This window comes from Streptomyces sp. NPDC107528, from assembly GCF_055639295.1.
Map to the genome: position 1 here is coordinate 1019892 of NZ_JBVKAV010000001.1, position 25544 is coordinate 1045435.

General features: G+C 69.7%; 26 protein-coding genes. 12 read left to right on the top strand and 14 right to left on the bottom strand.

What is annotated here, in order from left to right; translation table 11 throughout:
• The first annotated feature begins 6 nt into the window (after positions 1-6).
• From ACZ7L5_RS04880 to ACZ7L5_RS04905, 6 genes are read left to right on the top strand one after another with little or no spacing between them, the layout of a single operon-like run.
• The gene (locus ACZ7L5_RS04880; protein ID WP_471514400.1) at positions 7-699 is read left to right on the top strand and encodes a DNA primase; all 693 of its coding nucleotides are present in this window, start codon (positions 7-9) and stop codon (positions 697-699) included.
• On the top strand, positions 696-1838 hold the full coding sequence (locus ACZ7L5_RS04885) for an SRPBCC family protein (protein ID WP_471514402.1): 1143 nt from the start codon (positions 696-698) through the stop codon (positions 1836-1838). Before ACZ7L5_RS04880 ends, ACZ7L5_RS04885 begins: the two co-directional genes overlap by 4 nt.
• Positions 1835-2161, top strand: a complete 327-nt coding sequence (locus ACZ7L5_RS04890) for a gas vesicle protein (RefSeq protein WP_328878186.1) — start codon at positions 1835-1837, stop codon at positions 2159-2161. Before ACZ7L5_RS04885 ends, ACZ7L5_RS04890 begins: the two co-directional genes overlap by 4 nt.
• Complete coding sequence (locus ACZ7L5_RS04895) at positions 2158-2946, top strand: GvpL/GvpF family gas vesicle protein (RefSeq protein ID WP_471514404.1); 789 nt, start codon at positions 2158-2160, stop codon at positions 2944-2946. The genes ACZ7L5_RS04890 and ACZ7L5_RS04895 overlap by 4 nt, the downstream gene beginning before the upstream one ends.
• Positions 2943-3131 carry a gas vesicle protein gene (locus tag ACZ7L5_RS04900; protein WP_471514405.1) on the top strand — a complete coding sequence of 63 codons (189 nt, stop codon included), beginning with the start codon at positions 2943-2945 and terminating at the stop codon, positions 3129-3131. Before ACZ7L5_RS04895 ends, ACZ7L5_RS04900 begins: the two co-directional genes overlap by 4 nt.
• Positions 3128-3412 (top strand): gas vesicle protein K, encoded by a 285-nt coding sequence (locus tag ACZ7L5_RS04905; RefSeq protein WP_328421329.1) that lies wholly within the window; start codon positions 3128-3130, stop codon positions 3410-3412. Before ACZ7L5_RS04900 ends, ACZ7L5_RS04905 begins: the two co-directional genes overlap by 4 nt.
• A gap of 59 nt (positions 3413-3471) precedes the next feature.
• Here ACZ7L5_RS04905 and ACZ7L5_RS04910 read toward each other — a convergent pair whose 3' ends face one another.
• The 3 genes from ACZ7L5_RS04910 to ACZ7L5_RS04920 all read right to left on the bottom strand — a co-directional run bounded on the left by ACZ7L5_RS04910 (position 3472) and on the right by ACZ7L5_RS04920 (position 6150).
• A complete protein-coding gene (locus ACZ7L5_RS04910) occupies positions 3472-3642 on the bottom strand; it encodes a hypothetical protein (RefSeq protein WP_062716500.1) in 171 nt (56 codons plus the stop codon).
• Between the two features lie 41 nt (positions 3643-3683).
• The gene (locus ACZ7L5_RS04915; RefSeq protein WP_471514407.1) at positions 3684-4517 is read right to left on the bottom strand and encodes a methyltransferase domain-containing protein; all 834 of its coding nucleotides are present in this window, start codon (positions 4515-4517) and stop codon (positions 3684-3686) included.
• A 139-nt stretch (positions 4518-4656) separates the two neighbouring features.
• Positions 4657-6150 (bottom strand): bifunctional phosphatase PAP2/diacylglycerol kinase family protein, encoded by a 1494-nt coding sequence (locus tag ACZ7L5_RS04920; protein ID WP_328878183.1) that lies wholly within the window; start codon positions 6148-6150, stop codon positions 4657-4659.
• 72 nt (positions 6151-6222) lie between these two features.
• On the opposite strand from ACZ7L5_RS04920, the gene ACZ7L5_RS04925 reads away from it, so the two are divergent.
• A complete protein-coding gene (locus ACZ7L5_RS04925) occupies positions 6223-6882 on the top strand; it encodes a histidine phosphatase family protein (protein WP_471514410.1) in 660 nt (219 codons plus the stop codon).
• 77 nt (positions 6883-6959) lie between these two features.
• A complete protein-coding gene (locus ACZ7L5_RS04930; RefSeq protein WP_362381606.1) occupies positions 6960-8579 on the top strand; it encodes an ABC-F family ATP-binding cassette domain-containing protein in 1620 nt (539 codons plus the stop codon).
• Positions 8580-8622: 43 nt separating this feature from the next.
• Here the strand turns inward: ACZ7L5_RS04930 and ACZ7L5_RS04935 are convergent, their stop codons facing one another.
• A complete protein-coding gene (locus ACZ7L5_RS04935; protein WP_471514412.1) occupies positions 8623-9729 on the bottom strand; it encodes a baeRF2 domain-containing protein in 1107 nt (368 codons plus the stop codon).
• Between the two features lie 59 nt (positions 9730-9788).
• Here ACZ7L5_RS04935 and ACZ7L5_RS04940 point away from each other — a divergent pair, with 59 nt between their 5' ends.
• The gene (locus ACZ7L5_RS04940) at positions 9789-10046 is read left to right on the top strand and encodes a DUF6158 family protein (protein WP_328878179.1); all 258 of its coding nucleotides are present in this window, start codon (positions 9789-9791) and stop codon (positions 10044-10046) included.
• 33 nt (positions 10047-10079) lie between these two features.
• Here ACZ7L5_RS04940 and ACZ7L5_RS04945 read toward each other — a convergent pair whose 3' ends face one another.
• From ACZ7L5_RS04945 to ACZ7L5_RS04955, 3 genes are all read right to left on the bottom strand, one after another.
• Complete coding sequence (locus ACZ7L5_RS04945) at positions 10080-10634, bottom strand: type 1 glutamine amidotransferase domain-containing protein (RefSeq protein WP_328878178.1); 555 nt, start codon at positions 10632-10634, stop codon at positions 10080-10082.
• An 88-nt stretch (positions 10635-10722) separates the two neighbouring features.
• Complete coding sequence (locus ACZ7L5_RS04950; RefSeq protein ID WP_471514414.1) at positions 10723-11142, bottom strand: CBS domain-containing protein; 420 nt, start codon at positions 11140-11142, stop codon at positions 10723-10725.
• A 124-nt stretch (positions 11143-11266) separates the two neighbouring features.
• Complete coding sequence (locus ACZ7L5_RS04955) at positions 11267-11638, bottom strand: DUF2795 domain-containing protein (RefSeq protein ID WP_328878176.1); 372 nt, start codon at positions 11636-11638, stop codon at positions 11267-11269.
• 132 nt (positions 11639-11770) lie between these two features.
• Between ACZ7L5_RS04955 and ACZ7L5_RS04960 the strand changes: the two genes are divergently transcribed.
• Entirely contained in the window at positions 11771-11905 is a 135-nt protein-coding gene (locus ACZ7L5_RS04960) for a hypothetical protein (RefSeq protein WP_328878175.1), read from the top strand.
• 29 nt (positions 11906-11934) lie between these two features.
• Here ACZ7L5_RS04960 and ACZ7L5_RS04965 read toward each other — a convergent pair whose 3' ends face one another.
• Together ACZ7L5_RS04965 and ACZ7L5_RS04970 are read right to left on the bottom strand one after the other, a co-directional pair.
• Positions 11935-12852, bottom strand: a complete 918-nt coding sequence (locus tag ACZ7L5_RS04965) for a cation diffusion facilitator family transporter (protein WP_471514526.1) — start codon at positions 12850-12852, stop codon at positions 11935-11937.
• 206 nt (positions 12853-13058) lie between these two features.
• Positions 13059-13670, bottom strand: coding sequence for a TetR/AcrR family transcriptional regulator (locus tag ACZ7L5_RS04970; RefSeq protein ID WP_471514417.1), 612 nt, complete (start codon positions 13668-13670; stop codon positions 13059-13061).
• Between the two features lie 153 nt (positions 13671-13823).
• Here ACZ7L5_RS04970 and ACZ7L5_RS04975 point away from each other — a divergent pair, with 153 nt between their 5' ends.
• Both ACZ7L5_RS04975 and ACZ7L5_RS04980 read left to right on the top strand, forming a co-directional pair.
• A complete protein-coding gene (locus ACZ7L5_RS04975) occupies positions 13824-16229 on the top strand; it encodes an MMPL family transporter (protein ID WP_471514419.1) in 2406 nt (801 codons plus the stop codon).
• Between the two features lie 9 nt (positions 16230-16238).
• Positions 16239-17783: an MFS transporter gene (locus ACZ7L5_RS04980; protein WP_471514421.1), complete on the top strand. Its 1545-nt coding sequence runs from the start codon at positions 16239-16241 to the stop codon at positions 17781-17783.
• 78 nt (positions 17784-17861) lie between these two features.
• Here the strand turns inward: ACZ7L5_RS04980 and ACZ7L5_RS04985 are convergent, their stop codons facing one another.
• From ACZ7L5_RS04985 to ACZ7L5_RS05005, 5 genes are read right to left on the bottom strand one after another with little or no spacing between them, the layout of a single operon-like run.
• Positions 17862-19244, bottom strand: a complete 1383-nt coding sequence (locus ACZ7L5_RS04985) for a cytochrome P450 (protein ID WP_471514423.1) — start codon at positions 19242-19244, stop codon at positions 17862-17864.
• Positions 19241-20371 carry a fatty acid desaturase family protein gene (locus ACZ7L5_RS04990; protein ID WP_471514425.1) on the bottom strand — a complete coding sequence of 377 codons (1131 nt, stop codon included), beginning with the start codon at positions 20369-20371 and terminating at the stop codon, positions 19241-19243. The genes ACZ7L5_RS04985 and ACZ7L5_RS04990 overlap by 4 nt, the downstream gene beginning before the upstream one ends.
• A complete protein-coding gene (locus ACZ7L5_RS04995; RefSeq protein ID WP_471514426.1) occupies positions 20371-22236 on the bottom strand; it encodes an NAD(P)/FAD-dependent oxidoreductase in 1866 nt (621 codons plus the stop codon). Before ACZ7L5_RS04995 ends, ACZ7L5_RS04990 begins: the two co-directional genes overlap by 1 nt.
• Before the next feature lie 9 nt (positions 22237-22245).
• The gene (locus ACZ7L5_RS05000; RefSeq protein ID WP_471514428.1) at positions 22246-22881 is read right to left on the bottom strand and encodes a hypothetical protein; all 636 of its coding nucleotides are present in this window, start codon (positions 22879-22881) and stop codon (positions 22246-22248) included.
• Positions 22878-25544 (bottom strand): aminotransferase class III-fold pyridoxal phosphate-dependent enzyme, encoded by a 2667-nt coding sequence (locus tag ACZ7L5_RS05005; RefSeq protein ID WP_471514430.1) that lies wholly within the window; start codon positions 25542-25544, stop codon positions 22878-22880. The genes ACZ7L5_RS05000 and ACZ7L5_RS05005 overlap by 4 nt, the downstream gene beginning before the upstream one ends.

The following is a 25544-nucleotide window of genomic DNA, read 5'->3' on the forward strand; positions in this document are numbered from 1 at the left end:
GGCAGGATGAACCGATTGGCACTCGGCCTCGCGGTAGGGGCCGGGTACGTCCTCGGACGTACGAAGAAGATGAAACTGGCATTCGCCGTCGGCACCATGGTGGCCGGTAAGCGGATGCATCTGAGCCCGCGGGCGCTCGCGGATCTGGTGTCCCAGCAACTGCAGAACAACCCGCAGTTCAAGGAGATCGGGGACCAGCTGCGCGAGGACCTGCGCGGCGTCGGCCAGGCCGCGTCGGGCGCCCTCGTCGAGCGGCAGCTCGACGCCTTCGCCGACCGGCTGCACGGGCGTACCGCACAGGTGCGTGACCAGCTGGAGGGTGTGGTTCCCGAGACGCCGGATCTCGGCCTGGAGGACGAGGAGGACGAGGAGCCCGAGTCCGAGGAGCCCGAGTCCGAAGAGCCCGAGTCCGAGGAGCCCGAGTCCGAAGAGCCCGAGGCCGAGAACGAGGAGCCCGAGGAGGCGCCGCGTCGGAAGGCCGCCAAGAAGGCTCCGGCGAAGAAGGGCGCCGCGAGGACCGCCGAGTCGGCGGCCAAGAAGGCGCCCGCCAAGAAGACCGCGGCCAAGAAGGCCCCCGCGAAGAAGACCGCGGCGAAGAAGACGGCAGCGAAGAAGACGGCGGCCAAGAAGACGACCGCCGCGAGCGGGGCCGCCCGTAGCGCGCGGGCCCGTGTGCCGAAGGGTGGTGGCGAGCGATGACCGAGACGCTCGGATCTGCGAGTTCGACCGCCCGCGGGGCGAAGGAGTCGCTCAGCGGCGTCGCCCAGAGCGAGGCAGCCGACCGGCTCAAGGCCGAACTGCGGGACTACGTGGCCGCACAGGCCACGCGACTGCTGACCGGCGCCGGCCGCAAGCTCGGCGAGACCACGCTCAAGCTGAACGACATAGCCGACGGCAAGAGCCCGGGCTTCGCCAAGCTCGCCCTGGACGGCGGCCGCAAGCTCGCCGAGGGCAAGGGACCTCTCCGCTCCGCCCTGGAGCTGGGCGCCTCCCGGGCCAAGGACAGCGTGACCGGGGCGCTGAAGAACCTCGTCGGCGGCAAGGGCAAGCGCAAGGGCGGGGCCGGCAAGAAGCCCACCGTCATCCTTGAGTACGTCGATGTGGGCGTCCCGCTGCGCACCGCGTACGACCAGTGGACCCAGTACCAGGACTTCAGCACCTTCGCGAAGGGCGTGAAGAACGCGAACCGTGCCGACGACACGAGTTCCGACTGGCAGCTGAAGGTCTTCTGGTCCAACCGCAGCTGGAAGGCGCACACCACCGAGCAGGTGCCCGACGACCGCATCGCGTGGACGTCGGAGGGCGCCAAGGGCACCACGAAGGGTGTCGTCTCCTTCCACCGGCTCGCCGAGAACCTCACCCGGGTCCTGCTGGTCATCGAGTACTACCCCAAGGGCCTCTTCGAGAAGACCGGCAACATCTGGCGCGCCCAGGGCCGCCGTGCCCGCCTCGACCTCAAGAACTACGTCCGCTTCATCACCCTCAAGGGAGAGGCGGAGGACGGCTGGCGCGGGGAGATCCGCGACGGCGAGGTCGTCCGCAGCCACGAGGACGCGGTCGCGGAGGAGGACGAGGAGGCGTACGAAGGAGAAGAGGAGGAGAACGAGGAAGAGCCTCGCGCCGAGGAGGAGGACGAGGACGCGGAGACCGGGGAGTACGCGGACGAGGACGCGGAGGAACCGGAGGGCGAGTACGAGTCCGACGGCGAGGACGGGGCTGAGTACGAGGCCGAGGAGGAGCCCGAGGCCGAGTACGAGGCCGAGGAAGAGCCCGAGGCCGAGTACGAGGACGAGCCTGAGCCCGAGGACGCGCACGCCGGTGGCGGGAGCCGCCGATGACGACTCCCGGGCGGATGCCTCAGCCCTACGGCCACGACAGCGGCGCCAACCTGGCCGACATCCTTGAGCGCGTGCTCGACAAGGGCGTGGTCATCGCCGGCGACATCCGGATCAACCTGCTGGACATCGAACTCCTCACCATCAAACTGAGGCTCATCGTCGCCTCTGTGGACAAGGCGAAGGAGATGGGCATCGACTGGTGGGAGGACGACCCGGCACTTTCCACCCGGGCCCGTCGTGACGAACTCACCCGGGAGAACGCCGAGTTGCGTGAACGTCTGGCTCAGCTGGAGCCCGCCCGGGCACAGAAGGAGGCCCCATGACCGCACTGCGCTACGTCTACGCCGTCTGCCGCCCCTTTCGCTCGGCCCTCCAGGTCCAGCTGACGGGGGTGGCCGGGGCGCCCCCGAAGCAGCTGACCCACCACGGCCTGATCGCCGTCGTCAGTACGGTGCCCGAGGCGGACTTCGCCGAGGAGCCGCTCAGGGCCCATCTGGAGGACATGGACTGGCTCACGGCGACGGCCCGCGCCCACCAGCAGGTCATCGACGCGCTCACCGTCGTCACCACCCCCCTGCCGCTGCGGCTCGCCACCGTCTTCCGGGACGACAGCGGCGTACGCACGATGATGGAAGCCCGCGAGGAGGACTTCCGGCGCATCCTCGACCGGCTCGAAGGGCGGGTCGAGTGGGGCGTGAAGGTGTACTCCGAAACGGAACCCACGGAGGGCGTGCAGCCCACGCCGCCCGCCGAGCCCGCGAGCACGTCGGGCCGTGACTATCTGCGCCGGCGTCGCACGCAGACGCGGGCCCGTGAGGACGTATGGCAAAAGGCCGCCGAATTCTCCGGACGGCTGCACGAAAAACTTTCCCTCTTCGCCGAGGACGCCCGGCTGCACGCCCCGCAGAGCGCCGCGCTTTCCGGGGCGTCCGGGCAGAATGTGCTCAATGCCGCCTATCTGGTACCGCGCGCGGAATCCGAGGAATTCGTGGAACTGGTGGACCGGGAGAAGGACGACGCCCCCGGAATCCGGGTCGAACTCACCGGGCCCTGGGCGGCCTATTCGTTCACCGAGGAGTTCGCGGAGGAAGGGGAGGAGCGGCAGTGACCGTAGTGGAACGCCGTGAGGTCGCCCTCGTGGACCTGCTCGACCGGCTGCTCGCCGGGGGCGTCGTCGTCACGGGGGACATCACCCTGCGCATCGCGGACGTCGACCTCGTCCGTATCGACCTGAACGCACTGATCAGCTCCGTCAACGAGCAGGTTCCGTCGCCCTGGGGGGAGTTGGCGTGACATCGCAACGCAACCGCCTGGACCTCGAACCCGACACCGTGGAACGCGACCTCGTGAAACTCGTCCTGACGGTCGTGGAGTTGCTGCGCCAGCTCATGGAGCGCCAGGCGGTGCGCCGCTTCGACACGGGTGAGCTGAGCGAGGAGCAGGAGGAGCGCATCGGGCTCACGCTGATGCTGCTCGACGATCGCATGACCGAGCTGCGCGAGCGCTACGGACTGCGGCCCGAGGACCTCAATCTGGACCTCGGGCCGCTGGGACCGCTGCTTCCCCGGGAGTGAAATCGACTCAGCGAATTCAGTTCAGCGAATTCAAGTTCACTCCCGGCGTATCCTTTTTCTCACCACCGATACCAGCGGCCCCTGCCTCCTGCCGCGGTCGTACCGCGCATCACGAATCCCAGGAGCCACAGAACGAGGACCACGATTGCGATCCACCACAGTGCCTTCAGTGCAAATCCGGCACCGAAGAGAATCAGAGCCAGTAGCAGTACGAGCAGAATAGGAACCATAGTTTGACCTCCTGCTCGCCGAGTTACCAGAAAGGCGCGATTCAGGCGTCCTTTCGGCACAGAATTTCCCCGTGCAGCACGCTGAACCAGCCGTCGTCGTGGCGCCCCCACTCCCGCCAGGCCTCCGACACGGCCCGCAACTGCTCCGCACTCGCGTGCCCGTCCTCGGTGGCCCGCTCGGCATACGCAGAGGCCAGCGTGCGATCCGCCCACAGCCCGCTCCACCAGGCCCGCTCGTCCGGTGTCGCGAAGGTCCAGGTGCTCGACGTGGCCGTGACGTCCGTGAGCCCCGCCCGCAGCGCCCAGGACCGCAGCCGGCGTCCGGCGTCCGGCTCGCCGCCGTTGGCGCGGGCGACCCGGCGGTACAGGTCCAGCCAGGCGTCCATCTCCCGGGAGGCCGGATGCCAGGCCATGGCCGCGTAGTCCGAGTCCCGGACCGCGACGAAGCCGCCCGGCCTGGTCACCCGCGTCATCTCGCGCAGCGCCCCGACCGGATCGCCGACGTGCTGGAGCACCTGGTGGGCGTGGACCACGCAGAACGTGTCGTCCGGGAAGTCCAGGGCGTGCACGTCGGCGACCGTGAAGCCGACATTCGCAAGACCGCGTCCGGCGGCCGTGGCCCGGGCCTGCTCCAGGATCTCCGGTGACCGGTCGACGCCGGTGACGTGACCGTCGGGGACCAGGGCCGCCAGGTCGGCGGTGATCGTGCCCGGGCCGCAGCCGACGTCCAGGACCGACATGTGCGGCTTCAGCGCACCGAGCAGGTAGGCCGCCGAGTTGGCGGCGGTGCGCCAGGTGTGCGAACGCAGCACGGACTCGTGGTGCCCGTGCGTGTAGACGGCGGTCTCCTGCGGCTTCGCAGGTGGCTTCGACATGCCGGTTCCCCTCGTCTCGTCGTCACGGCTCAGGGGGCGTGCGGCCCCGGGGGCGGTACCCGACACCGTACGCGCGCATGCCGAATGCTGAGACCTGCGTTTTACTATTTGGACAAGTCCGGAAGGCTCCCCTGGCTGATCAGACGCCGCGCAGCGGCCGGTAGACCGTCAGCGCCTCCGGCAGCTTCTCCAGCGTCACCTCGCCGCCCACCTCGGTGACTTCGCCGTCGTAGGCGAGCAGCGCGCCCGGTGTGACGCCGGACAGGTGCAGCCGGCCGACCTGGACCGCGGCGTGGGCGGGGGAGCGGGTCAGCGGGCCCGCCACGGCGGCCGCGAGCAGGCGCAGTGCGGGCCGGCGGCCGCCGTGCACGACCCGTACGTCGAGCACGCCGTCCGCGAGATTCAGCCGCCGAGCGGGGGCTAGGCCCATCCGGTGGTACGTGCCGTTGCCGGCGAACAGCATCCACAACGGGTGGGCCCGGCCCGCGACTTCGGTGTGCAACGGGTGGCGGTCGCTGCGCAGGACGCGCAGGGCCGCGAGCACTCCGGCCGGCCACGCGCCGACCCGGTGCTCGAAGCGTTCCCTCTCGCGCACCAGCTCCGGATACACGCCGAGGCTGCACGTGTTGAGGAACAGACCCTGCTGTCCGTCACAGGTGAACCGGCCCACGTCCACGCGCACGGCCTCGCCGCGCTGGACGGCCCGGCTCAGATCACGTTCGTCCTCCACGCCCAGGTCGAGGGCGAAGTGGTTCAACGTGCCGCCGGGCAGCACCGCGAGCGGCAGCCCGTGCAGCAGCGCGACCTCCGCGGCCGCGTTCACCGTGCCGTCGCCGCCGCACACGCCGAGTACCCGGGCCCGTTCCGCCGCCTTGTGCAACTCGGCCCGGGTGTCGTCCGGTTCGCACTCGACGAGCTCGGCGCGCGGCAGCAGGTCCAGCAGCGCGTGCACCCGGTCGGAGCTGCCCGACCCCTTGTTCGCCACGACGACCAGGCCGTCCCCCTCCGTCAGCGCCGGGACGTCCGTACAGGGCCGGGCCGGCGGGACCGCCCGGTCACGCGTCGGCACCATCCCCCGTACGGCGAACGCGGCACCCGCGCCGAGGGCCGCGCCCGCCAGCACGTCGCTCGGGAAGTGGACGCCGGTGTACACCCGCGACAGCGCGACCGACCAGGCGACCGGGGCCACCGCCAGGCCCCACGCGGGCGACTCCAGCGCGACACCCGTCGCGAACGCGGCCGCCGACGCGGCGTGACCGGACGGGAACGACGTGGTGATCGGCTGCCGCTTCAGCTGCCGGACCGCCGGTACCGGGTCCAGTACGGGGCGGGGCCGGCGCACCGACCGCTTGCCGAGGGTGTTGATGGTCAGCGAGGCCAGGCTCAGGGAGGCGATGCCGCGGACCGCTGCCCGGCGGCCCCGGGGTGTCCGGCTTGCGGCCATGGCGGCGGCCGTCGCGAACCACAGCACCCCGTGGTTGGCGCTCCGGCTCAGCTTCGGCAGGACCCGCTCGGCATACGGCCAGTTCCGCTCGGCGGCGAACTCGAACAGCCGGGAGTCGAGAGCGAGGAGCCGGTTGCGCAGGGCATGGCGGCCGCGCTTGGACAGGGTGAGGTCGACGTCTGGGCTCATACAGGGGTGGGTACCCTGAAGTCGCCGATTGCTGTCCGGCCAGTGGTGACCGACACACGGAGGAACCCGTACATGCGCCTGCTCCTCGTCCGCCACGGTCAGACCACCGCCAACCTGGACTATCTGCTGGACACGGCCGTCCCGGGCGCGGGCCTGACCGCGCTCGGCGAGCAGCAGGCCGCCGCCCTGCCCGCGGCGCTGGCCGACGAGGACATCGACGCGATCTACGCATCCACCCTGGTCCGCACCCAGCGCACCGCCGCCCCGCTGGCCGCCGCACGCGGTCTTGAGGTGCTCGTCCGGGACGGGATCCGTGAGGTGTTCGCCGGCGATCTGGAGATGCTGCGCGGCGACACGGAGGCCGGGCACACCTACATGAAGACCGTGTTCGCCTGGGCGGCCGGCGACACCGAACTGCGCGTGCCCGGCGGCGAGAGCGGCACCGAGGTGCTGGCGCGCTACGACTCGGTGATCGCCGAGGCCGCCGACAGCGGGGCCGGGGCCGTCGCCATGGTCAGCCACGGCGCTGTGATCCGGATGTGGACGGCGGCCCGGGCCACCAACGTCGACGTCCCCTTCGCCGCGGCGCACCCGCTCGACAACACCGGGGTCGTGGTCCTGGAAGGGGCGCCCGAAAGCGGCTGGAAGGCGCTCTCGTGGGCGGGAGCGGTCGTCACTCCCGCGAGCGACAGCGGGCCGGCAGGACAGGCCGTCGACGAGGACGCGCCGTAGGGCTGCGGCCCGAAACCGCCCGGCCTTCGGAATATGCGTTTGCCCGGGCTCCTCGGCGGCCCCCACAATTCGACCCCATGGGACATCTGGAAGCCGCGCACCTCGAGTACTACCTCCCTGACGGGAGGGCGTTGCTCGGCGACGTGTCCTTCCGGGTGGGGGAAGGGGCCGTAGTGGCGCTGGTCGGCCCCAACGGCGCCGGCAAGACGACCCTGCTGCGGCTGATCTCCGGGGAGCTGAAGCCGCACGGCGGCACCGTCACCGTCAGTGGCGGGCTCGGCGTGATGCGGCAGTTCGTGGGGTCCGTACGGGACGAGACGACCGTCCGCGACCTGCTCGTGTCGGTCGCGCCGCCCCGGATCCGCGAGGCCGCGAAGGCGGTCGACGCCGCCGAGCACGGGATCATGACCGTCGACGACGAGGCCGCCCAGCTGAAGTACGCGCAGGCCCTCGCCGACTGGGCCGAGGCGCGCGGCTACGAGGCCGAGACGCTGTGGGACATGTGCACCACGGCCGCGCTCGGCGTGCCGTACGAGAAGGCGCAGTGGCGGCAGGTGAGCACGCTGTCCGGCGGTGAGCAGAAGCGGCTCGTGCTGGAGGCGCTGCTGCGGGGCACGGATGAGGTGCTGCTGCTCGACGAGCCCGACAACTACCTCGACGTACCCGGTAAGCGGTGGCTGGAGGAGCGGCTGAAGGAGACCCGTAAGACGGTCCTCTTCGTCTCCCACGACCGTGAACTCCTCGCCCGCGCCGCCGAGAAGATCGTCTCCGTCGAGCCCTCACCGGCTGGTGCGGACGCCTGGGTGCACGGCGGCGGCTTCGCCACCTATCACGAGGCCCGGCGCGCCCGCTTCGCCCGCTTCGAGGAGCTGCGCAAACGCTGGGACGAGAAGCACGCCCAGCTGAAGAAGCTGGTGCTGGCACTGCGTCAAGCCGCCGAGAACAGCCCCGACATGGCCTCTCGCTACCGCGCCGCCCAGACCAGGCTGCGCAAGTTCGAGGAGGCCGGCCCGCCGCCGGAGCCGCCGCGCGAGCAGGACATCAGGATGCGGCTGAAGGGCGGGCGTACCGGGGTGCGGGCCGTCACCTGCGAGGCGCTTGAGCTCACGGGGCTGATGAAGCCGTTCTCCCTGGAGGTCTTCTACGGCGAACGAGTCGCCGTTCTCGGCTCCAACGGGTCCGGCAAGTCGCACTTCCTGCGACTGCTGGCCGGGGAGAACGTGGCGCACACGGGGGAGTGGAAGCTCGGGGCGCGTGTCGTGCCGGGGCACTTCGCGCAGACGCATGCGCACCCCGAGCTGATGGGGCGGACCTTGCTCGACATTCTGTGGAAGGAGCATGCTCAGGACCGCGGGGCCGCGATGTCCCGGCTGCGCCGCTATGAGCTGACCCAGCAGGCCGAGCAGGCCTTCGACCGGCTCTCCGGCGGGCAGCAGGCCCGGTTCCAGATCCTTCTGCTGGAGCTGGAGGGTGTGACTGCCCTGCTCCTCGACGAGCCGACGGACAACCTCGACCTGGAGTCCGCCGAGGCGCTCCAGGAGGGGCTGGAGGCCTTCGAGGGGACGGTGCTGGCCGTCACGCACGATCGATGGTTCGCTCGGTCGTTCGACCGATATCTGGTGTTCGGCAGCGACGGGCGTGTCCGTGAGACTCCGGAGCCGGTGTGGGACGAGCGGAGGGTGGAGCGGGCGCGATAGTTCTCCTCGCCCCGCCGCCCCCACCCGTCCGCGGGCTGGTTGCTCACGTCCAGCGCAGCAGTGCCCCCAACCCGCCCGCCGGGTCCTTCTCCGGCCCGGTCGGGGTCACCGACAAGGCGCCGGCGCCCGTCGCGACCGCGCAGCGGAGCAGGGCGTCGTCGGCCCGGGCCGACCAGGAGTTCTGTTCGCCGAGGATCTTCAGGTCGGTACGGCGTACCGCCAGCTGGTCCGCGTCCTCGCCGACCCAGACCTCACGGTGGGCGTCGGGGCTGTCAGGGCGGATCAGGAGTTCGTCGATGCGGTGCTCGCGTGCGGCCTCGACCAGGGCGGGTACGCCCTCCACGGCCCCGGCGCGGCCCTCGGGCCCGGGATCGCGGGCCGCCAGGAACCGTTCCAGTTCCCGGGCCGCCCGCTGCCGTACGTGCTCCGCGCGGGCCTGTTCGACGTCCTCGTCGAGCAGCCTGCTGCCGGTGCCGTGCGGGGCCTCGACCACGAGGTCGTGCAGCCGCTGCGGCAGCCGTTCGTGCACGGTCCGCCGCTCGCGGTCGTCCCCCACGAGGATCAGCAGATCGGCGCGGGTCTCCTCCTGGCAGACGGTGAGCGCGTCGGCGATCTCGGCCGCGTTGTGCTCCCAGGTGTTCTCCACCTTGAGCTGGAAGTGCCGCTCCGACCAGTCGGCCGTGCTCGTACGGTGCACCGGACGCTGCCGCCCGGTGACCGCGCCGGCGTCCTGCCGGCCCAGCGCGGTGCGCAGCTCGAAGGCGGCGCCCCTGCGGTCGACGTACGCCACCACGCACACCGGATCCTCGCCCGCCAGCTCCAGCAGGGGCGCGGTGTGCGGCAGCGGGGCCCAGCGGGAGCCGTCGCGCTGCGGGGCGCGGGCCAGCGGCGGATCCAGGGCCACCTCACCCGCCCGGGCGAAGATCGCGCGACCGTGCGGTTCCGACGAGTGCTCCAGCCCTTCCAGTGCTTCCTGTACGGCCCGGCAGGTCGCGTCGTCGGCGCCCTGCCCGGCCAGCTCGCGGATCAGGGCCCTGGCCGTCAGGTGCCGCTCATGAGGGGTGTCCTCCGTATGCCGGGACGTGCCCACGTACACGGAGGCCCAGGGCCCGGGGTGTTCGTACAGTGGATGCAGGAAGGCGAGATCCATGGCTGTCTCCCGTACTCCGCTCGGGTGCTGTGTGCTCGGCGGGCGGGTACCCGGACCGCATGATTGAACACGACGAGCGGGGTACCACCATGACCGGAGTCGACCCCGGCCGGCTGGACGACCAGCAGCTCATGAAGGAGCTGGAGACCATCCACCGGACGCGCCACGACACGCTGCTGTACGGCTCGAACGACGCGCTGCGGGCCCACAACGACCGCATGGCGCAGCTGGAGGGCGAATACCTGCGCCGCAACCCCCGCCGCACCGTGGCCGCGGGCCGCACCCGCGAGGGCGCCCGCGACCGCGGCGCGGGGTAAGAGGAGACGGGAGGAGGCGGGAGGTGGGCCGCGTCAGACGGCCTCCCTCTTGGACTCCCTGGCGAACACCTCCAGGAACGTCTCGCAGAACGCCTTCAGATCGTCCGGCTTGCGGCTGGTGACCAGCTTGTTGGTGCCGTGGTCGCAGATCCGCACCTGCTCGTCGACCCAGGTGCCGCCCGCGTTGCGGATGTCCGTCTGCAGGCTCGGCCAGGAGGTCAGCACCCGGCCGCGTACGACGTCCGCCTCCACCAGCGTCCACGCGGCATGGCAGATCGCGGCGACCGGCCGGCCCTGCTCGAAGAAGTCCCGCACGAACGCGACGGCCTTGCTGTTCGTCCGCAGATAGTCCGGGTTGGCGACCCCTCCCGGCAGGACCAGCCCGCCGAAGGAGTCGGCCGACGTCTCGCCCACGACCTCCTGCACGGGGAACTTGTCCGCCTTGTCGAGATGGTGGAATGCCTGGATCGTGCCCGGCTTCGTCGACACCAGCACCGGTTCATGGCCCGCGTTCACCGCCGCCTGCCACGGATCGGTGAGCTCGACCTCCTCGACGCCCTCGGGTGCGGTCAGAAATGCGATACGCATGGTGCCTCAACTCTCTTTCGTGGCGCGTCCCACAGCGCGGTGGCGCCGTGGGCGCTGATCCGCGGGCCCGGTCGCCGCTCCTGCGGGCTCACTCGCCCGGCGCTGCACGGCTGATGTCGGCCAGCGCCGAGTCGGGGTCCTCGGTCTCCGCGAGATCGCCGAGGCTGACGACGCCGACCGGCAGCCCGTCCTCGACGACCGGCAGCCGCCGTACGGAGTGCTTCCGCATCAGGGCGACCGCGACGGACACCCGCTCGCCCGGGCGGATCACCACCGGGTTGCGGGTGCACACCGACCGGGCGCTCACCGTCAGCGGATCGGCGCCGTCCGCGACCGCCCGCACCGTGATGTCACGGTCGGTGAGGACGCCCACGACGTCCTGGCCGTCGGCCACCACGACATCACCGATGTCCTGTGCCCGCATCAGCTGTGCCGCCTCGACGAGCGAGGCGTCCGGGCGGACGGCGACCACGCCCGGCGTCATGACGTCCTTCACGAATTCAGCCATCGCTGGCCCTCCTGCGTTCCCGGCCGGTGACGGGTGCCGCGGCCGTGGCGGCGTGACCCCGCCCGCAGTACCCACCGACCGGGCCGCTATGCCTTCGTCCGGCGCGTGGACCGCCCGCCCCCGGTCAGGCGGTCAAGGCCTCGGCCAGCTCCTGGACATTGGCGTAGCGCTTCGAGCGCGGCAGGCGCTCCATCGGATCGACCAGGGCGTCGGGGGCGTACCCGCGGCGCAGCACACTGATCAGCTCCCGTGGGGTCGCCGGGAACGAGCTGCGGCCCAGGAACCGGGCCAGCTCCAGCCGGACCACCGCCAAGGAGGCCGTGGACGTCCCAGGCGCCACCGGGCCGCCCGCGACCTCCAGGTCGTCGTCGGCGGTCGGTTCCGGATCGTGCCACTCCTCCGTCCGGGTGGGATGCCCGGATCGCAGCAGCCCTTGCAGTTCGTGCTTCATCTCGTCGTCGCGATGGACGCTCAGCCGAGCACTGCCTCGCTGCATGAGTCCCTCCAGATCTTCGCGTTCGCACCGCGTACCCGCACATCGGTGGCCGACACAGGGTTTGGCGAGGCCGGGGAGGGTGACCCGGATCTCATCCCCCACATACGTTCGGTTCTGGGGAAGGACCAGGTCATGGCACTGCTCGCTGTGCTCCTCCCGCTTCTGATGCTCGGCGTGATGCTGGCACTGGGCCGCTACGAGGAACTGCTGCTGCCGAGGGAGCAGGACGAGGACCGCCGCCCGGAAGGGGCGGCGCTGGGTCACTGAGGCGCCGGGGCCGGGTACTGGCTCTTCGTTCACCAGCCGACTGTGTTGCAGCCGGTGTGATCAGCGGGTTCGACTTGCAAAGTCGCGTGTGCGACGCCATGCCGTTCCCGGAGTACATCGCGGGCCTGGTCCAGCACGTCGTGGCCGTCTGCGAAGTTGTCGGTGACCAGGTGTGCGGTAGCCACGTTCATGCCGGAGGTCAGTGTCCACAGGTGCAGGTCGTGCACGTCCTTGACGCCGACGACGGTTGCCAGGTCGTCGGCCACCACACCCGGGTCCATCCCGGCAGGGGCGTGCTGTCCCAGGACGGCGAAGACTTCCCGTCCCAGTCCGACCGCGCGCACGGCCACGAAGATTCCGATGGCCAGAGCCACCACGGTGTCCCAGACGGGCTGGCCGGTCGCAGCCACCAGCCAGCCGGCCAGGATCACTCCGACAGAGCCCGCGGTGTCGGCCGCGACCTCCAGGTAGGCGCCCTTCACGTTCAGGCTCTCGGCTGCCCCGGACCGCAGAAGGAGCAGTGCCACCAAGTTGACGATCAGGCCGATCGCGCCGACGACAAGCATGGGACCCGAGGACACCTCGGCCGTGTTGCCGATCCGGCTGGCCGCCTCGAACACGACGTAGACGGCGACGCCGAACATGAGAAGCACCGACAGCAGTGAGGCGAACACCTCTGCGCGGTACGAGCCGTACGTGCGGCGGCCCGTAGGGTCGGTGCGTGTGGCCACCCGGGTCGCTACGAGAGCGGCTCCCAAGGCCACCACGTCCGCTGCCATGTGTCCGGCGTCCGACAGCAGCGCGAGCGAACCCGACAGCAGGCCGTAAAGCAATTCGACTAAGAAGTATGAGCTGATCAGCCCGAACGATACTGCGAGGCGCCATCGGTGCCGTCCTCCGGCGTGGCTGCCAACTCCATGGTTGTGGCCGTGGTTATGGGTGCCCATGACTAGTTCCCCTCCCCTTGTTCTGCCGCTCGGCCCTGGAAGAAAAGCACGGACCGGGAAATTGGGCAAAGGTTGCATCGGTGACCGTTGTCATCACCGAAAAGGGGAATCCAGTACCGGAGTTCACGGAACGGGGCGCCGGCCCGCCGAGCAACTCGCGCGCGGGCGAAGCGCCTACGGTTCGTGGAGCGCTGTGGCCTTTTCGGTCACTCGGCGCGCGGTTGTGTCGCCGTCATACCCCGGAGCAGGACCTGTGTGGCCTCCCACAACGCGCTCTCCAGGTTGAATGGAGACCTCGCCAGAGTCCAGCGCAGCACCATGCCGTCGATCATGGACGCGAAAGCCAGCGCGGCGGTGTGCGTATCGGGCCTGCCTGCACCGGAACTGCCCATCTGGGACAGCAGAGTCGCGATTTGCTCGACGAACTGTTCGTGATGAGAGTCGAAGCAGGTGCGGATGTCAGGGATAGTGCGCGCCAGGGCCAGCAATTCCAGGGCCAAGGGTGCCCGGTCGGGATTCTTCATCAGTTCGCCGGCGAATGCCCGCACGAGGTGCTGCAGGCGGTCGGCAGCAGGCGTTTGACTGTCCATGACGGCCTGCATGGCGTCCGCTTCGTGGGCGAGCATCTGATGGACGAGGCCGGTCGCCAGCTCCTCCTTGCTCTTGAAGTACCAGTACAGCCCCCCTTTGCTCACTCCCGCAGCCTTCACGACATCGTCCATGCGGGCGTTGTGGTAGCCCTGCCGCGCAAAGACCACGGCGGCGGCCTCGAAGATCTGATTCTTCCGGGTCGCGACACGATCCTCGTCGACTGTCATGACCATCCGTTCTGCGCGAACTGCTGCGCCTTCTACGAGAAGGCATGGAAGCGGGGATCGTTTCCATTACCACCAAAAGTATCACTAGACCGGCTGGTCGGTCTAGTGCCATACTCGACTCGACCGACCAGTCAGTCGAGTGAGGAGTGGCGTATGTCTCCCCGTAGGCAGCCGGGAAAGGGTGGCTACGGCCCGCCCCTTCTGAACCGGCTCGGAACCTGGTGTGCCACTCACGTATGGAAGGTCCTGGCCGCTTGGCTGATCGTCCTGGTGGCGGGCGGATTACTGGTCCCGAAGTTCACCGACAGCCTCACCGGCTCCTCCCTGAAGGTGACCGGCTCGGAGTCGGCCCGGGCCGAGAAGGTGATGAAGGAGGACTTCGACAGCGCCGTCACCGAGGACGTCGTCGTGGTCTTCGACTCGACCACCCGCTCGGTGAAGGACGCCGCGTTCAGGGACGTCGTCGAGCAAGGCATCGCGGAACTGCGCAAGCAGCCCGGCGTGGCCGCCATCGAGGACCCGTACGCACCCGGCGGCGAGGCACAAATCGCCCCTGACGGCCGCACCGTGCTCGTCCTCGCGGGGCTGACCGGCGACGAGCGTGACCGGCAGGGCGCCGCTCCGGACATCCAGAAGGCGTTGGACCGTATCGACGGCGACGGCGTCGACGTCATGCTGACCGGCTCCAGCGCGCTGAACGCCGCCGTGGTCGAGCAGGAGGACAAGGACCTCGCACGGGCCGAGTCCATCGGCGTGCCCATCGCGCTGCTCGTGCTGCTGATCGCGTTCGGCACCCTGGTGGCGGCCGGCCTGCCGATCCTGCTGGGCGTGGCCGCGCTGATGACGTCGTTCGGAGTGCTGGGCGCGCTCAGTTATCTGACGAGTTTCGACACCTTCGTCCAAGCCGTCGTCACCATGCTCGGCCTGGCGCTGGGCATCGACTACTGCCTGTTCATCGTCACCCGTCAGCGCGAGGAGCTCCAGGCGCAGCCCGACCGCCCGATCGCTCAGACGGTCGGCGCCACCATGGCCAGCGCCGGCAAGGCCGTGCTCTTCTCCGGCTTCACCGTGCTGATCTCGGTCGCGGGCCTGCTCCTCGTACGTGCCCCCGTGTTCCGTTCCATGGCCTTCGGCGTCATGGTTGCCGTCGCCGTGATGCTGACCGTGGCGATGACCCTGCTCCCGGCCGTGCTCGCGCTGTGCGGCAAGAAGATCAACAGGCTGGCTGTTCCTGGACTGCGACGAGCCGTCAGCCACCCGGACCCGGAGCACTCGATCTGGGCCCGCTGGACCAAACTGGTGCTACGGCGCCCGTTGTTGATCGGCGGTGCCGCAGTACTGGCGCTGGGCGCGGCTGCCATCCCGGTCACCGGCCTGAAGCTGGGCTTCGATGTCGGGGCCAGTGCCGTCGCTGACGCGCCGGCCGGCGCGGGATACAACCTCGTCTCTGAGAAGTTCGCCCCCGGCGCCGCCACCCCCATCCAGATCGTCGTCACCAGCGAACAAGGTGCCTTCGACGACGAAGATCTCACCGCCATGGACCGGTTGGCGACTCAGGTCGGGGGCCATGACCAGGTCGACAGCGTCTTGTCGGTCACCGGACTGCTCAAGGAACAGACCGGACGCAGTGACAGTGCAACCCTGAAGGCGGCCCTGGCCAAGGACAGTGCCTCGCTCGACCGGATCGTCAACTCCCGCGCGGACGCCGCCATCCTCACCGTCTTCTCGAAAGCGGCGCCGGACGCGGACGAGGCCATCGATCTGGTGCACTGGATCCGCGACACCGCCGCCCCGCGCACGGAGAGTTCCGCCGACGGACTGACCGTCGCCACCGGCGGACTGACCGCGCAGACCGTCGACGTCGCCAACGAGATCGACCGCTCGACCCCCTGGGTGCTGGGCGCCATCCTCGGTCTGTCCTTCGTGCTGCTCCTGCTCGCCTTCCGGAGCCTGTTGCTGGCGTTCAGCGCGATCGTGATGAACCTGCTGTCCGTCGGCGCCGCGTTCGGCCTGCTCACCTGGGTTTTCCAGGAAGGTGCGGGAGAGTCGCTGCTGGACTTCACCAGCCGCGGCTTCATCCAGGCCTATCTGCCGCTGCTGACCTTCGTGGTGCTGTTCGGACTGTCCATGGACTACGAGGTGTTCATCATTTCCCGAATGAAGGAGGAGTGGGACCGCACCCGGGACAACACCCGCGCCGTGACCGTCGGCACGGTACACACGGCCAAGGTCATCACCGCGGCCGCCGCCATCATGGTGGTCGTCTTCGCCGCCTTCATGATCACGAAGGTGGTCGAGGTGAAACAGATGGGCTTCGCCCTGGCTGTGGCGGTTCTGGTCGACGCAACTCTGATCCGGGTGGTCGTCGTCCCCGCCGCCATGCGCCTGGCGGGCGACGCCAACTGGTGGTTGCCCAGCCGGCTGGACAAGGCGCTCCCGCGCGTCGACCTCACCGAAGGAGCAAGTCCCGTCGCGGCCGACAACCGCACCGACCCGGCAGTACCCGCTCCCGCGCAAGCAACGAGGACATCGAGCACGTCTGCGACATCCTCTGACTGACCGCGTTGCTTGCGCACACCGGGAGCAGACATCACTGACTTACTGCCGACGCCGACGCGGCGGTGGCTGGGCCTGGTCTGCCTGACCGCGGCGCTGCTGATCATCGGACTGGATGTCACTGTCCTGACGATCGCGCTGCCGACCCTGGCCACCGCCGTCGGAGCCTCTACCTCCGAATTGCAGTGGATCACCAACGCCTTCACCTTGCCGTTCGCCGCGCTGCTGCTGCCCTCCATGGCACTGGGCACCCGCGGCCGTAAGCAACTTCTGATGGCCGGCCTGGCGCTCTTCGCGGCAGGATCCGCCGTCGCCCTGCCGGCGGACAGCGCGGCCGGCCTGATGGCCTCGCGGGCCCTCATGGGGGCGGGTGCGGCGGCGACGGTACCTCACGCGCTGTCGCTCGCACCCACCCTGGCGTCACCAGAGGGCCGGGACGGGGCCGCGGCCGTGGCCTCGGCGGGCTTCGCCCTCGGCCTGCCTCTCGGTCCCGTCGTCGGGGGCTGGCTGCTGGCCACCTACGGGTGGCATGCGATCTTCGTGGTCAACATCGTGGTGGTTCTTGCCGCGTTGGCCGGAGTCGCACTGGCCGTCCCTGAGCAACGGCGGCGGCGCGTCGAACCCGTCGACGCCGTCTGCACCGTACTCGTCCTCGCCGGAACATGGGCTGTCGCGTATGCGGTCACCGAGGCGACCACCCGGGGCTGGGCCCATCCGGTGACTGCGCCTGTGTTCCTCGCGGGTGCCGCGCTGTTGTGCGCCATGGTGATCCGGCTGATCCGGACACGATCCCCGCTGGCTGACGCCGCCCTATGGCATCACCCGCGCTTCACCTGGGCGATCTGCACCCTGTCGTTCATCACGCTGATCCTGCTCGCGCTGCTGTTCATGATTCCCCAATACCTGCAACAGGTGCAGGGATACGACGCCTGGGCCACCGGCGTCCGTCTGATGCCCATGATGGTCGGGTTCGCTCTGGGAACAGTTGCCGGCAACCGGCTCGTGACCGTCGCCGATGCCAAATGGACCCTCGTCCTCGGCATGTTGCTGTGGTCCTTGGGGCTGTTGTGGATCGGGCAACTGAGCCACGGCAGTTCCTATCCGGTCGCCGCCGGTGCGCTGGTCACCACGGGCCTCGCCCTCGGTTTCACCCTCCCCACCGCTCTCAGCGCGCTCACCGGCTCGCTGCCGCCCGAGAAGGCTGTGACCGCACACGCGCTCGCCAACACCTGCCGGCAGATCGCGGCAGCCTTCGGGATCGCCGTGATGGGTGCCGTCCTCAACACCACCTACCGACGGGAGTTACGCGAGGAGGCGCCCGCCGACCTGGCTGACGGGGTTGTGGATGAGGCGCGTCAGAGCATGGCAGGCGCAGCCGAGGCCGCCGCCGCGCTACCCACGAGAGAGGGTGAGGACCTCGTGATGCTTGCTCAGCATGCCTTCGTCACCGGGATGACCACCACGGCGCGGATCGGCGCGTCCGTCACCGCCCTCCTGGCCCTGCTCCTCATGGTGCGCATGCCCACACTTCGGCGTGCCCCGCGCCGAGCCCCTTGAGAAGCAGACACACGGCAAGGCGGCGGCCCCGCACTCCCCGCTCACGCGGTGGGGCCGCCGCCGACAACTCCGATGGGCTCACCTCGCGCTGACGCGCGCCCGCACCCCCGGATTCGGTCGAAGGTTCACCAACAGCTCGGGTGTCACCTCCGCGCCCTGCGGGAGCAGTTCGAACGCCAGCCGCTGATTGAGCACCACAGTGAGCAGATGCCCCTCCATATTGGCCAGATGGCTGCCCGGGCAGACGTTCCCACCGGTCCCGAAGGGGAGGTAGGCGCCCTTGGGCAGCGCCTTCTCCCGTTCCCGGGTGAAGCGATCGGGGTCGAAGCGCTCCGGGTCGGTGAACACGTCGGGATTCCGGTGGAGGCTGAAGGCATTGAGGAAGATCATGGTCCCGGCCGGAACCGCGTACCCACCGACCACCGTGTCCCTGATCGCCTGCCGGGGGATCACAGCTGCCGGCGGGTACAGGCGCATCGCCTCCTTGAACACCTGCAGAGAGTACGGAAGTTGAGACAGGTCCTCGAAGCGCACCGACCTCTCGCCCAGGACCGTGTCGATCTCGTGGTGCACCCGCTTGAGGACGTCGGGATGGCGGGCGAGTAGGTACAGCGTCCACGCCTGCGCGTCGGCCGACGTCTCCTGAGCCGCGCCCCATGCGGTCAGCACCTCGTCGAGCAGCAGCTCCTGGCTCATCGCAGTGCCGTCCTCGTAGCGGGAGGCCATCAGATCGCCCAAGATGTCTTCAGGAAGTTCAGCGCCGCCCTCCGCCGCCTCCTGCCGTTCCCGGATGAACTGGGCAATCCACGCACGGATGCCGGTCATTGCCCGCTGCGCACGCCGGTTCCGGGGCACGGGCACCCACAGGGGGAGCGCCGCCGGACTGGTGATGGCGTGCATCTCCCACTCGAAGGCCTCGGTTATGGCCTCTGCCAGGGCCCCGTTGTCCCGGCTGGAGGCTGTGAAGAGGAGCCGGCTGACGATGTCCATCGTCAGCGTGTTCATCTCCGCGACCAGGTCGACGTCGACCCCGTTGCGCCAGCGCTCGGCCAGGCTCTCTGCCGTCGAGACGACGGCCTCCGCGTGACGGGGTATGCGGCGGGGTGAGAAGTGAGGCAGCATTAACCGCCGCTGCTTCTTGTGGAGTTCGCCCTCACTGGTGAGCAGCCCGTTGCCCATCAGCGGGGTGAGCGCGCGCGTCTGCCGCTTGCCCCGGCCGAAATCCTCCGCGTTCTCGATCAGTACGTCTCGGGCCGCGGCCGGCGTCGAGACCGTGGCAGCGAGACTGCCGCCGATCCGGAAGGCCATCACGCCGTCCGACGCTGAGGCGAGCCGGTGCAGGGTCGCGATGGTGTCGGCCCGGAGAGCCGTGGCGTGTCCGAGCAGCCCACCACCGGGCGCCATGGGCAGCCGCCGAGTAAGGGGCGATGACGGGCCCTGCGACGGGGCTACGGTGGTCATACCGAGGCCTCCTTCAACGGGGAGCGCTCCAGCAGCGTCCCCGCCTTCTTGTGCGCGCGGGACTCCCGCCACAGACGGCGCAGGGAGAACGCCAGGCCGGAGCTCTCGGTCAGCCGGTAGGCGGAATCCTGCGGAAGGCCGGCCACCAGGCGTGCGTGTGCGCGGGGAAAGCTGTGGTAGGGCAACCCCGGCATCAAGTGGTGCAGGGCGTGCAGCCTCAGCCCCACCGGCGCCCACAGCTCACCCAGTAGCCGGGCCCGCGGGTGGTTCACGGTGTCCATCATCTGCTCCACGATGCTCATCTCGTCCTCGTCACCGAGATAGCGGTGTGCGGCCAGCAACCGCAGAGAGTTGATGAACGCGATGGCGACGAACAGTGCGTACCACTGCGCCAGTCGCTCCAGTGGCACCACACCCAGCGTCAGCAGGGTCGCGGCCGTTGCGATCCACGCCAGGCAGAGCAGTTCCTGGCCGCGCCACAGCCACTTCTCCTCGGCGGTGGGCTGCCGACCCCGGTACTCGAAGTCGATCTTCAGAGCCGAGACATTGCGGTACAGGTACTCCCGGATGCTGGGCACGAACCACGACAGTGGCGTGAGCACGGCGAACCGGTAGGGGCCGAAGAACGGCAGGAAGAGCGGCGTGATCAGCAACCCCACGATGTTCGAGGGCGCCATCCGCGCGAGCGGCAGGTACTCGGCGTCCTGCGCGGTGCCGTACAACTTGCGGTTGTGGTGCTCGCCATGGCACTCGTACATGAAGACCGGCACCATCATGGGGATGCCGAACACGGCGTTCCACCAGATGCGGAACGGCCCGAAACTCTTCTTGGCCCGGAAGTGCGCAATCTCGTGAATGAAGGCGAAGCAGCGGTACGTCGCCAGGACCGAGACCAGGAACGCCGCCACACCTAGGATGGTGAAGCCACCCAGCGGCTCCACCGCCCAGAATGCCGTCCCCGCGAGCAGGACGCTGAGGGTGAAGTCACTCCAGTAGACCGCCATCCGCGGGCGGAACAGTCCGCGCAGCAGGTCGTGCGCCTCCTTCACGGAGAACCGCTCCATCGCGGTGACCAGGTGAGGCTCCCATGGAATCGCCGTCTTCCGTGTCTGCTCCCCGGTCGTCATCAGGCGCCTCCCCGGCGGCGTCGCCGCAGCGCCCGACGCACCTTGCGCACCCTCGTGTCGGCGATGTCCAGCAGCGTTCCCAGCGACGTCATGGCGACGAGCATCGGGCCGGAGCCGGCCGGGATGACCGGCCGGTACTCGGTACCGGTCACCTGCATGAACTCGGGCTCCTTGATGGCCGGCAGGGTCAGGTCGGCCCGTTCCAACCGATGCACGTAGGGCAGCCGCCAGATTCCCGGAAGGGCCGCGTGCGCGCGCATTCCCGCCTTGGTCGGAGGCAGCTTCTCGCCGTTGTCCAGCCGCCACAGCGCCCGGCGCTCCAGGCCCTGGTGCCACTTCTCCACCAGCCCGGCGACCCGGTGCGGGTCCAGCCTGTGCCAGGGAGCGGACTGGGACAGGAACAGCCGTCGTTCCAGTCCCGCCCGAAGACGCGCGTGCTCCACACTCTCCTCGTCGGTGCGGCCGCCCGTCTCGGTCAGCCAGCGTGAGACGCGGTACCGGCCCAGCAGCGCCGCCCCGAAGACCATGTAGTCCAGGAGGTGGTCCAGGATGAAGAAGCGGCTGTCGGCGATGGCGGGCCCGTACTTCGAGCGCACCATCGAGCGGATGATGCGCCAGTCCGCGGTGGCGGCCCGGTTGACGTGGTCGAGGTAGTCCATGTCGAGCCGGCCCTGCTGCACATCGCGCTGCGCGATGTTCGCCAGATGCCAGGCGGTGACCATGGACAGGCTGATGCCCTGGCTGTAGAAAGCGTCGATCATGCTGGAGGCGTCGCCGACCATGGCGTAACGCTTGGGAGAGATAAAGGTGTTGGTCATGCGCTGGACGTCGCGGTAGGCGCTGAACTCCAGAACGTTCTCCTCCTTGAGCCAGTCCAGCAGCGGATACCGGCGCAGGACCTTCCAGAACACCTCGCGGGCGTTGCCTTCCTCCGGCGGGCGCTGCTGGCTGTAGGTGATGCCGACGCTGATGCGGTCGTCCTTCAGCCGGATCAGCCAGATCCAGTACCCGTCGCCCCACAGGTGCACGGTGGTGCGTTCCCGGTCGGTCGTCTCGCCGTCGGGGAACGCGAACTTCCAGCGCTCGTCGAACAGATCCTGGGTGCAGTTGGAGAACTGGGCCCAGGCCGCCGTTGTGGAGAACCCGTCGTCGAGGGGGATGTCGTGGCCGAAGCGACGGGACAGCAGACGGGTGCGGCCGGTGCAGTCGGCGATCCAGCGGGCGGAGATCTTCCCGCTGCGGTCCTTGTCGCGGGAACTCCAGTGCAGCGTATGGTCGTTGTCCTCGTCGCCAAGGACGACGTCCCGGATCAGACCGCAGTCCAGGAAGGTCAGCCCCGGTGTGGCGCGGGCGCGGTCGCGCAGCACGGCCTCGACCTCGGGACGGACGATCTGGGCGTCGTTGAACATGGTGCGGTGGAACAGGGGGTTCTCGATTTTCTCGATCCAGTGCGGCGGCAGCGTGCTCTGGAAGCCCCATTCCGAGACGGACTCGTCGAAGTCGGTACGGCCCTCAAGCCCGTGAACCATCCAGAAACCCTTCTTGCCGAAGGACTCCTCCAGCGTCTCGTCGAGCTCGCCGAGGCCGCGCAGGAAGGCGTTGGAGAACACCAGGAGGGACTCGCCGACCTTGTAGCTGGCCTGCTGCTTCTCCGTCGGCTGGTCGATGCAGACCACCGACATGCCGCGCTTGGCCAGTGCGATGGCGGTGATCAGACCTACGATCCCGTGGCCGACCACACAGACATCGGCGCGCACATCGTCGTTCACGACCTTTTCGTCCTGCTCGCCGGCCGGTGCTACGGCGCGGACGCGGGACCTGGCGCCGTGCGTGGTCCGGGCGGTCGTCTTGTCAGAGTTGGGCACCGAATCTCCTCAGTCCGCGGTTCGGGGGGCCAGGCGGGCGAAGCGTCGCGCCACACGACGATGGCGATGGGCGAAGAGCTGCCGGACGGTCTGGCGGTAGACCGGGGTCAGCGGCCGGAGGTGTGGCTTGAGCACGTAGGTCAGGCGGTCGCTGAGGATCGTCCCGCCGTGCTCGCCCTCGATGATCCGCTCATGGATCCAGGCATGGGCCGACGACATCCGCGACACCTCCAGGAAGCGCCGCCCCTCCTCCCGCTCGGCGATGACGACGTCGTCGTAGTCGTACGGCAGCAGCCGGCCCAGCAGGATCCAGGAGCGGCCCAGCGGCTGCCCGAGCGGCACCCGCGCCAGCGACGGGGTGCCGATTCCCCGCATCTCCCTGGGCAGCGTCATGCGCATCACGGGGGAGAGTTCCTCGTTGATGCCCACGACCTCGGTGGCGCCGTTCCACACCTGGGCCGGATCGGCGCCGGGGAGAAACGTGGAGCGGTGGACCTGCTGCCAGCGGGCGTCGGGGACGCTTTCGAGGTCGGGGTAGTAGGCGAGCACCGAAGGGTCGGGACGGAAGGACGACCGTGGCGCGGTCGCGGTCGCGGTCGCGGTCGCCGTCGGCGTCCGGCCGGCGTCGTCGAGTGCGTCATTCATGAGGTAAGGCCTCCCTGCCGCTCCTGATCGGTCTCCGTCGGCAGGTACAGCCGGTAGCCCAGCTTCCGGGCCTCGTCGCGGAGCATGCGCACCAGATCGACGGAGAGCTTGTCGCCGTGACTGACGACGGGGTCGTGAAGACGGTGGGCGATGATCATCGTCTCTGCGGTGCAGGCGTAGGTGACCCCGCTGGGGACGCCGAAGTCGATCCCGAGATCCCGGCCGCCCGGCATCCGGACGAGACCGCCCGCGACCACACGCAGATCGGGCCGGGCTGCCTTGAGCTGCGGGCCGACGTTCGGCGGCTGCGACACGTCGCACACCGCGGCGTCGCGCTTCACCAGCTCCGGCTGGATCAGCTGGTCCGGTGTCGACGTGGCGGCCAGGACCAGATCGCCGGCCGGCAGGACCGCCTCGGCGTCCACCGAGGTGGTCAGCAGCCCCTGCTCGACGAGTTCGGCCGTGATGTCCTGCGCGCTCGCGCCGGACGCGGTCCGCCTGAGCACCGCCCGGGCCAGCGAGCCCGCCTGCGGTACGTCGTCGGCCTGCATCAGATGCCCGACCACGGACTCCAGGGCGGCGGCCAGCCGGCGCTCACTGCGTGCCCGGTTGGCGGGGTTTCCCACCAGGACCAGCCGGCCGACCTTCTCCGCCAGCAGCAGGCTGGACGCCAGACCGATCGCGCCTGCACCGCCCAGCACCACACAGCACGCCTCGCCCAGCTCGATGTCCTGTCGCCGTGCCGCCTCCTCCAGTCCGTCCACCGCGGCCGCCACGGTGTAGGCGTTGCCCGTGGTCACCGGAACCGGCACGTCCCGCAAGGCCGTCGCGTTCGCGGTGATCACCGACGTGTAGGCGCCGAGCCCCACCAGCTGGGCACCTCGCGCGACCGCGTCGTCGACGGCCTCCTGCACCAGCGCCGCGGACTTCGCGCTCGGCATGTCCAGCAGCCGCTGCGCCCCGTAGGGCAGCGCGAATATCTCCCCGTAGGAGCTCTCGCCGGTGTCCGTCTCCACCCGGCACCGGCCGACCAGCATGGCGGCCGCTGTGTCGACGTTGCGGCACTGGTTCATCCGGTCGAACAGCACCCGTACCTGCTCGCCGGGCAGCTGGAGGCGGCTGTCGTAACTCTCGTAGCTCGCCAGGTCCGTGGGGTGGGCGATGAACGCCCAACGCGGCTCGCCGCCGCGAGGGCGCAGCCGCTCGGCCCGCGTCACACCGGACACCTGGCCGTCATCCTCGCGAGGGGCGGGCCGCTCCGAGGCCGGCAGAAGGTGGGCGAAGAAGCGTGCGCTGTCGCCCCGTTCGATCACCTCCAGACCCCGGTCCAGCGCGCCCAGCAGGGTGTCGCAGTCCGCCTCGGTGACGTTCAGCGGCGGTTCGACCCGCAGCACACTGTTGGCGAAGTACGCGGGCGCCAGACGGATGCCCTCGTTGCGCAGGAGATAGCCGCACAGGAACCCGGCCAGCCCCTCCTGGTCGGCCAGTGAGCGGAACAGACCTTGCCGCGCATGGAGGTCCGGGTCGTCGGAGAGCTGCACACCGAGCAGCAGTCCCTGGCCGCGCACGTCCGCGACCAGCTCCGGATGCCGGGCGGCGATCTCACGGAGTCCGGCCAGCAGATACTCGCCCCGCTGGGCCACCTGCCGTACGAGGGCATGGTCGTCGGCGGTGAGCAGATCGACCGCGCCCACGCCCACCCGGGAGCAGAAGGCGTTGCCGCCGAAGGTCGAGGTGTGCCGCAGCCCGAAGTCCTCGGTGAGGCTGTCCTGTCCGAACACCACGGCCCCGATCGGCACCATGCCCCCGCCCAGCGCCTTGGCCAGCGGCATGATGTCGGGGACCACGCCGTGGTGCTCGCACGCGAACATGCGCCCGGTGCGGCCGAGTCCGGTCTGGACCTCGTCGACGATCAGCTTGGCGCCGTAGCGGGTGCACAGCTCACGCGCGGTCGCGAGGTAGCCCGGCGGGGCCGGCACGATGCCCCCTTCGCCCTGCACGGGCTCGACGATGAACGCGGCGATGTCGTCGGGGTGTTCGTCGAAGATCTGCTCAAGAGCCCGCGGGTCCCCGAAGGGGATGTGGTGGAAGCCTGCCGAGGGCGCGCCGAAGGGTGTCTGGTAGCGGGGCCGTCCCGTGGCGGACAGGGCGCCGAGGGTCTTGCCGTGGAAGGAGTCGCGCGTCGAGACCACCAGCCGGCGGCCGGTGGCGGCCCGGGCCAGCTTCAGGGCCGCCTCCACCGCCTCGGCACCGCTGTTGCACTGCCACACCTGGTCGAGGTGGCCGGGCGCGACAGTGGCCAGCCGCTCCGCGAGCAGGGCGGACGCTCCGAGGACGGATGGGAGGGTGATGCTGGGTTCGCCCGACTCCTGTACGGCGGATATCGCCTTCCACATCTGCGGCGGGTTGTGCCCGAAGGGCAGGGCTCCGTAGGCGCCCGCGAAGTCGAGGTACTCGTTGCCCGCGCCGTCGTAGAGCCTGGTGCCCTCGCCCCGTACGTAGTGCACGTCGATACCGAGACCGTCGAGCATGCGGGCGATGTAGGGGTTGGCGTGACGGCGGTAGCGCTCGGCGGTCTCGTCCCGGGCGGCGACACCGCTCAGCCGGGCCCGCAGCGCGGCACGTTTTTCTTCGGCGGTGCTGGTGGGTGGGGTGGAAGCCAC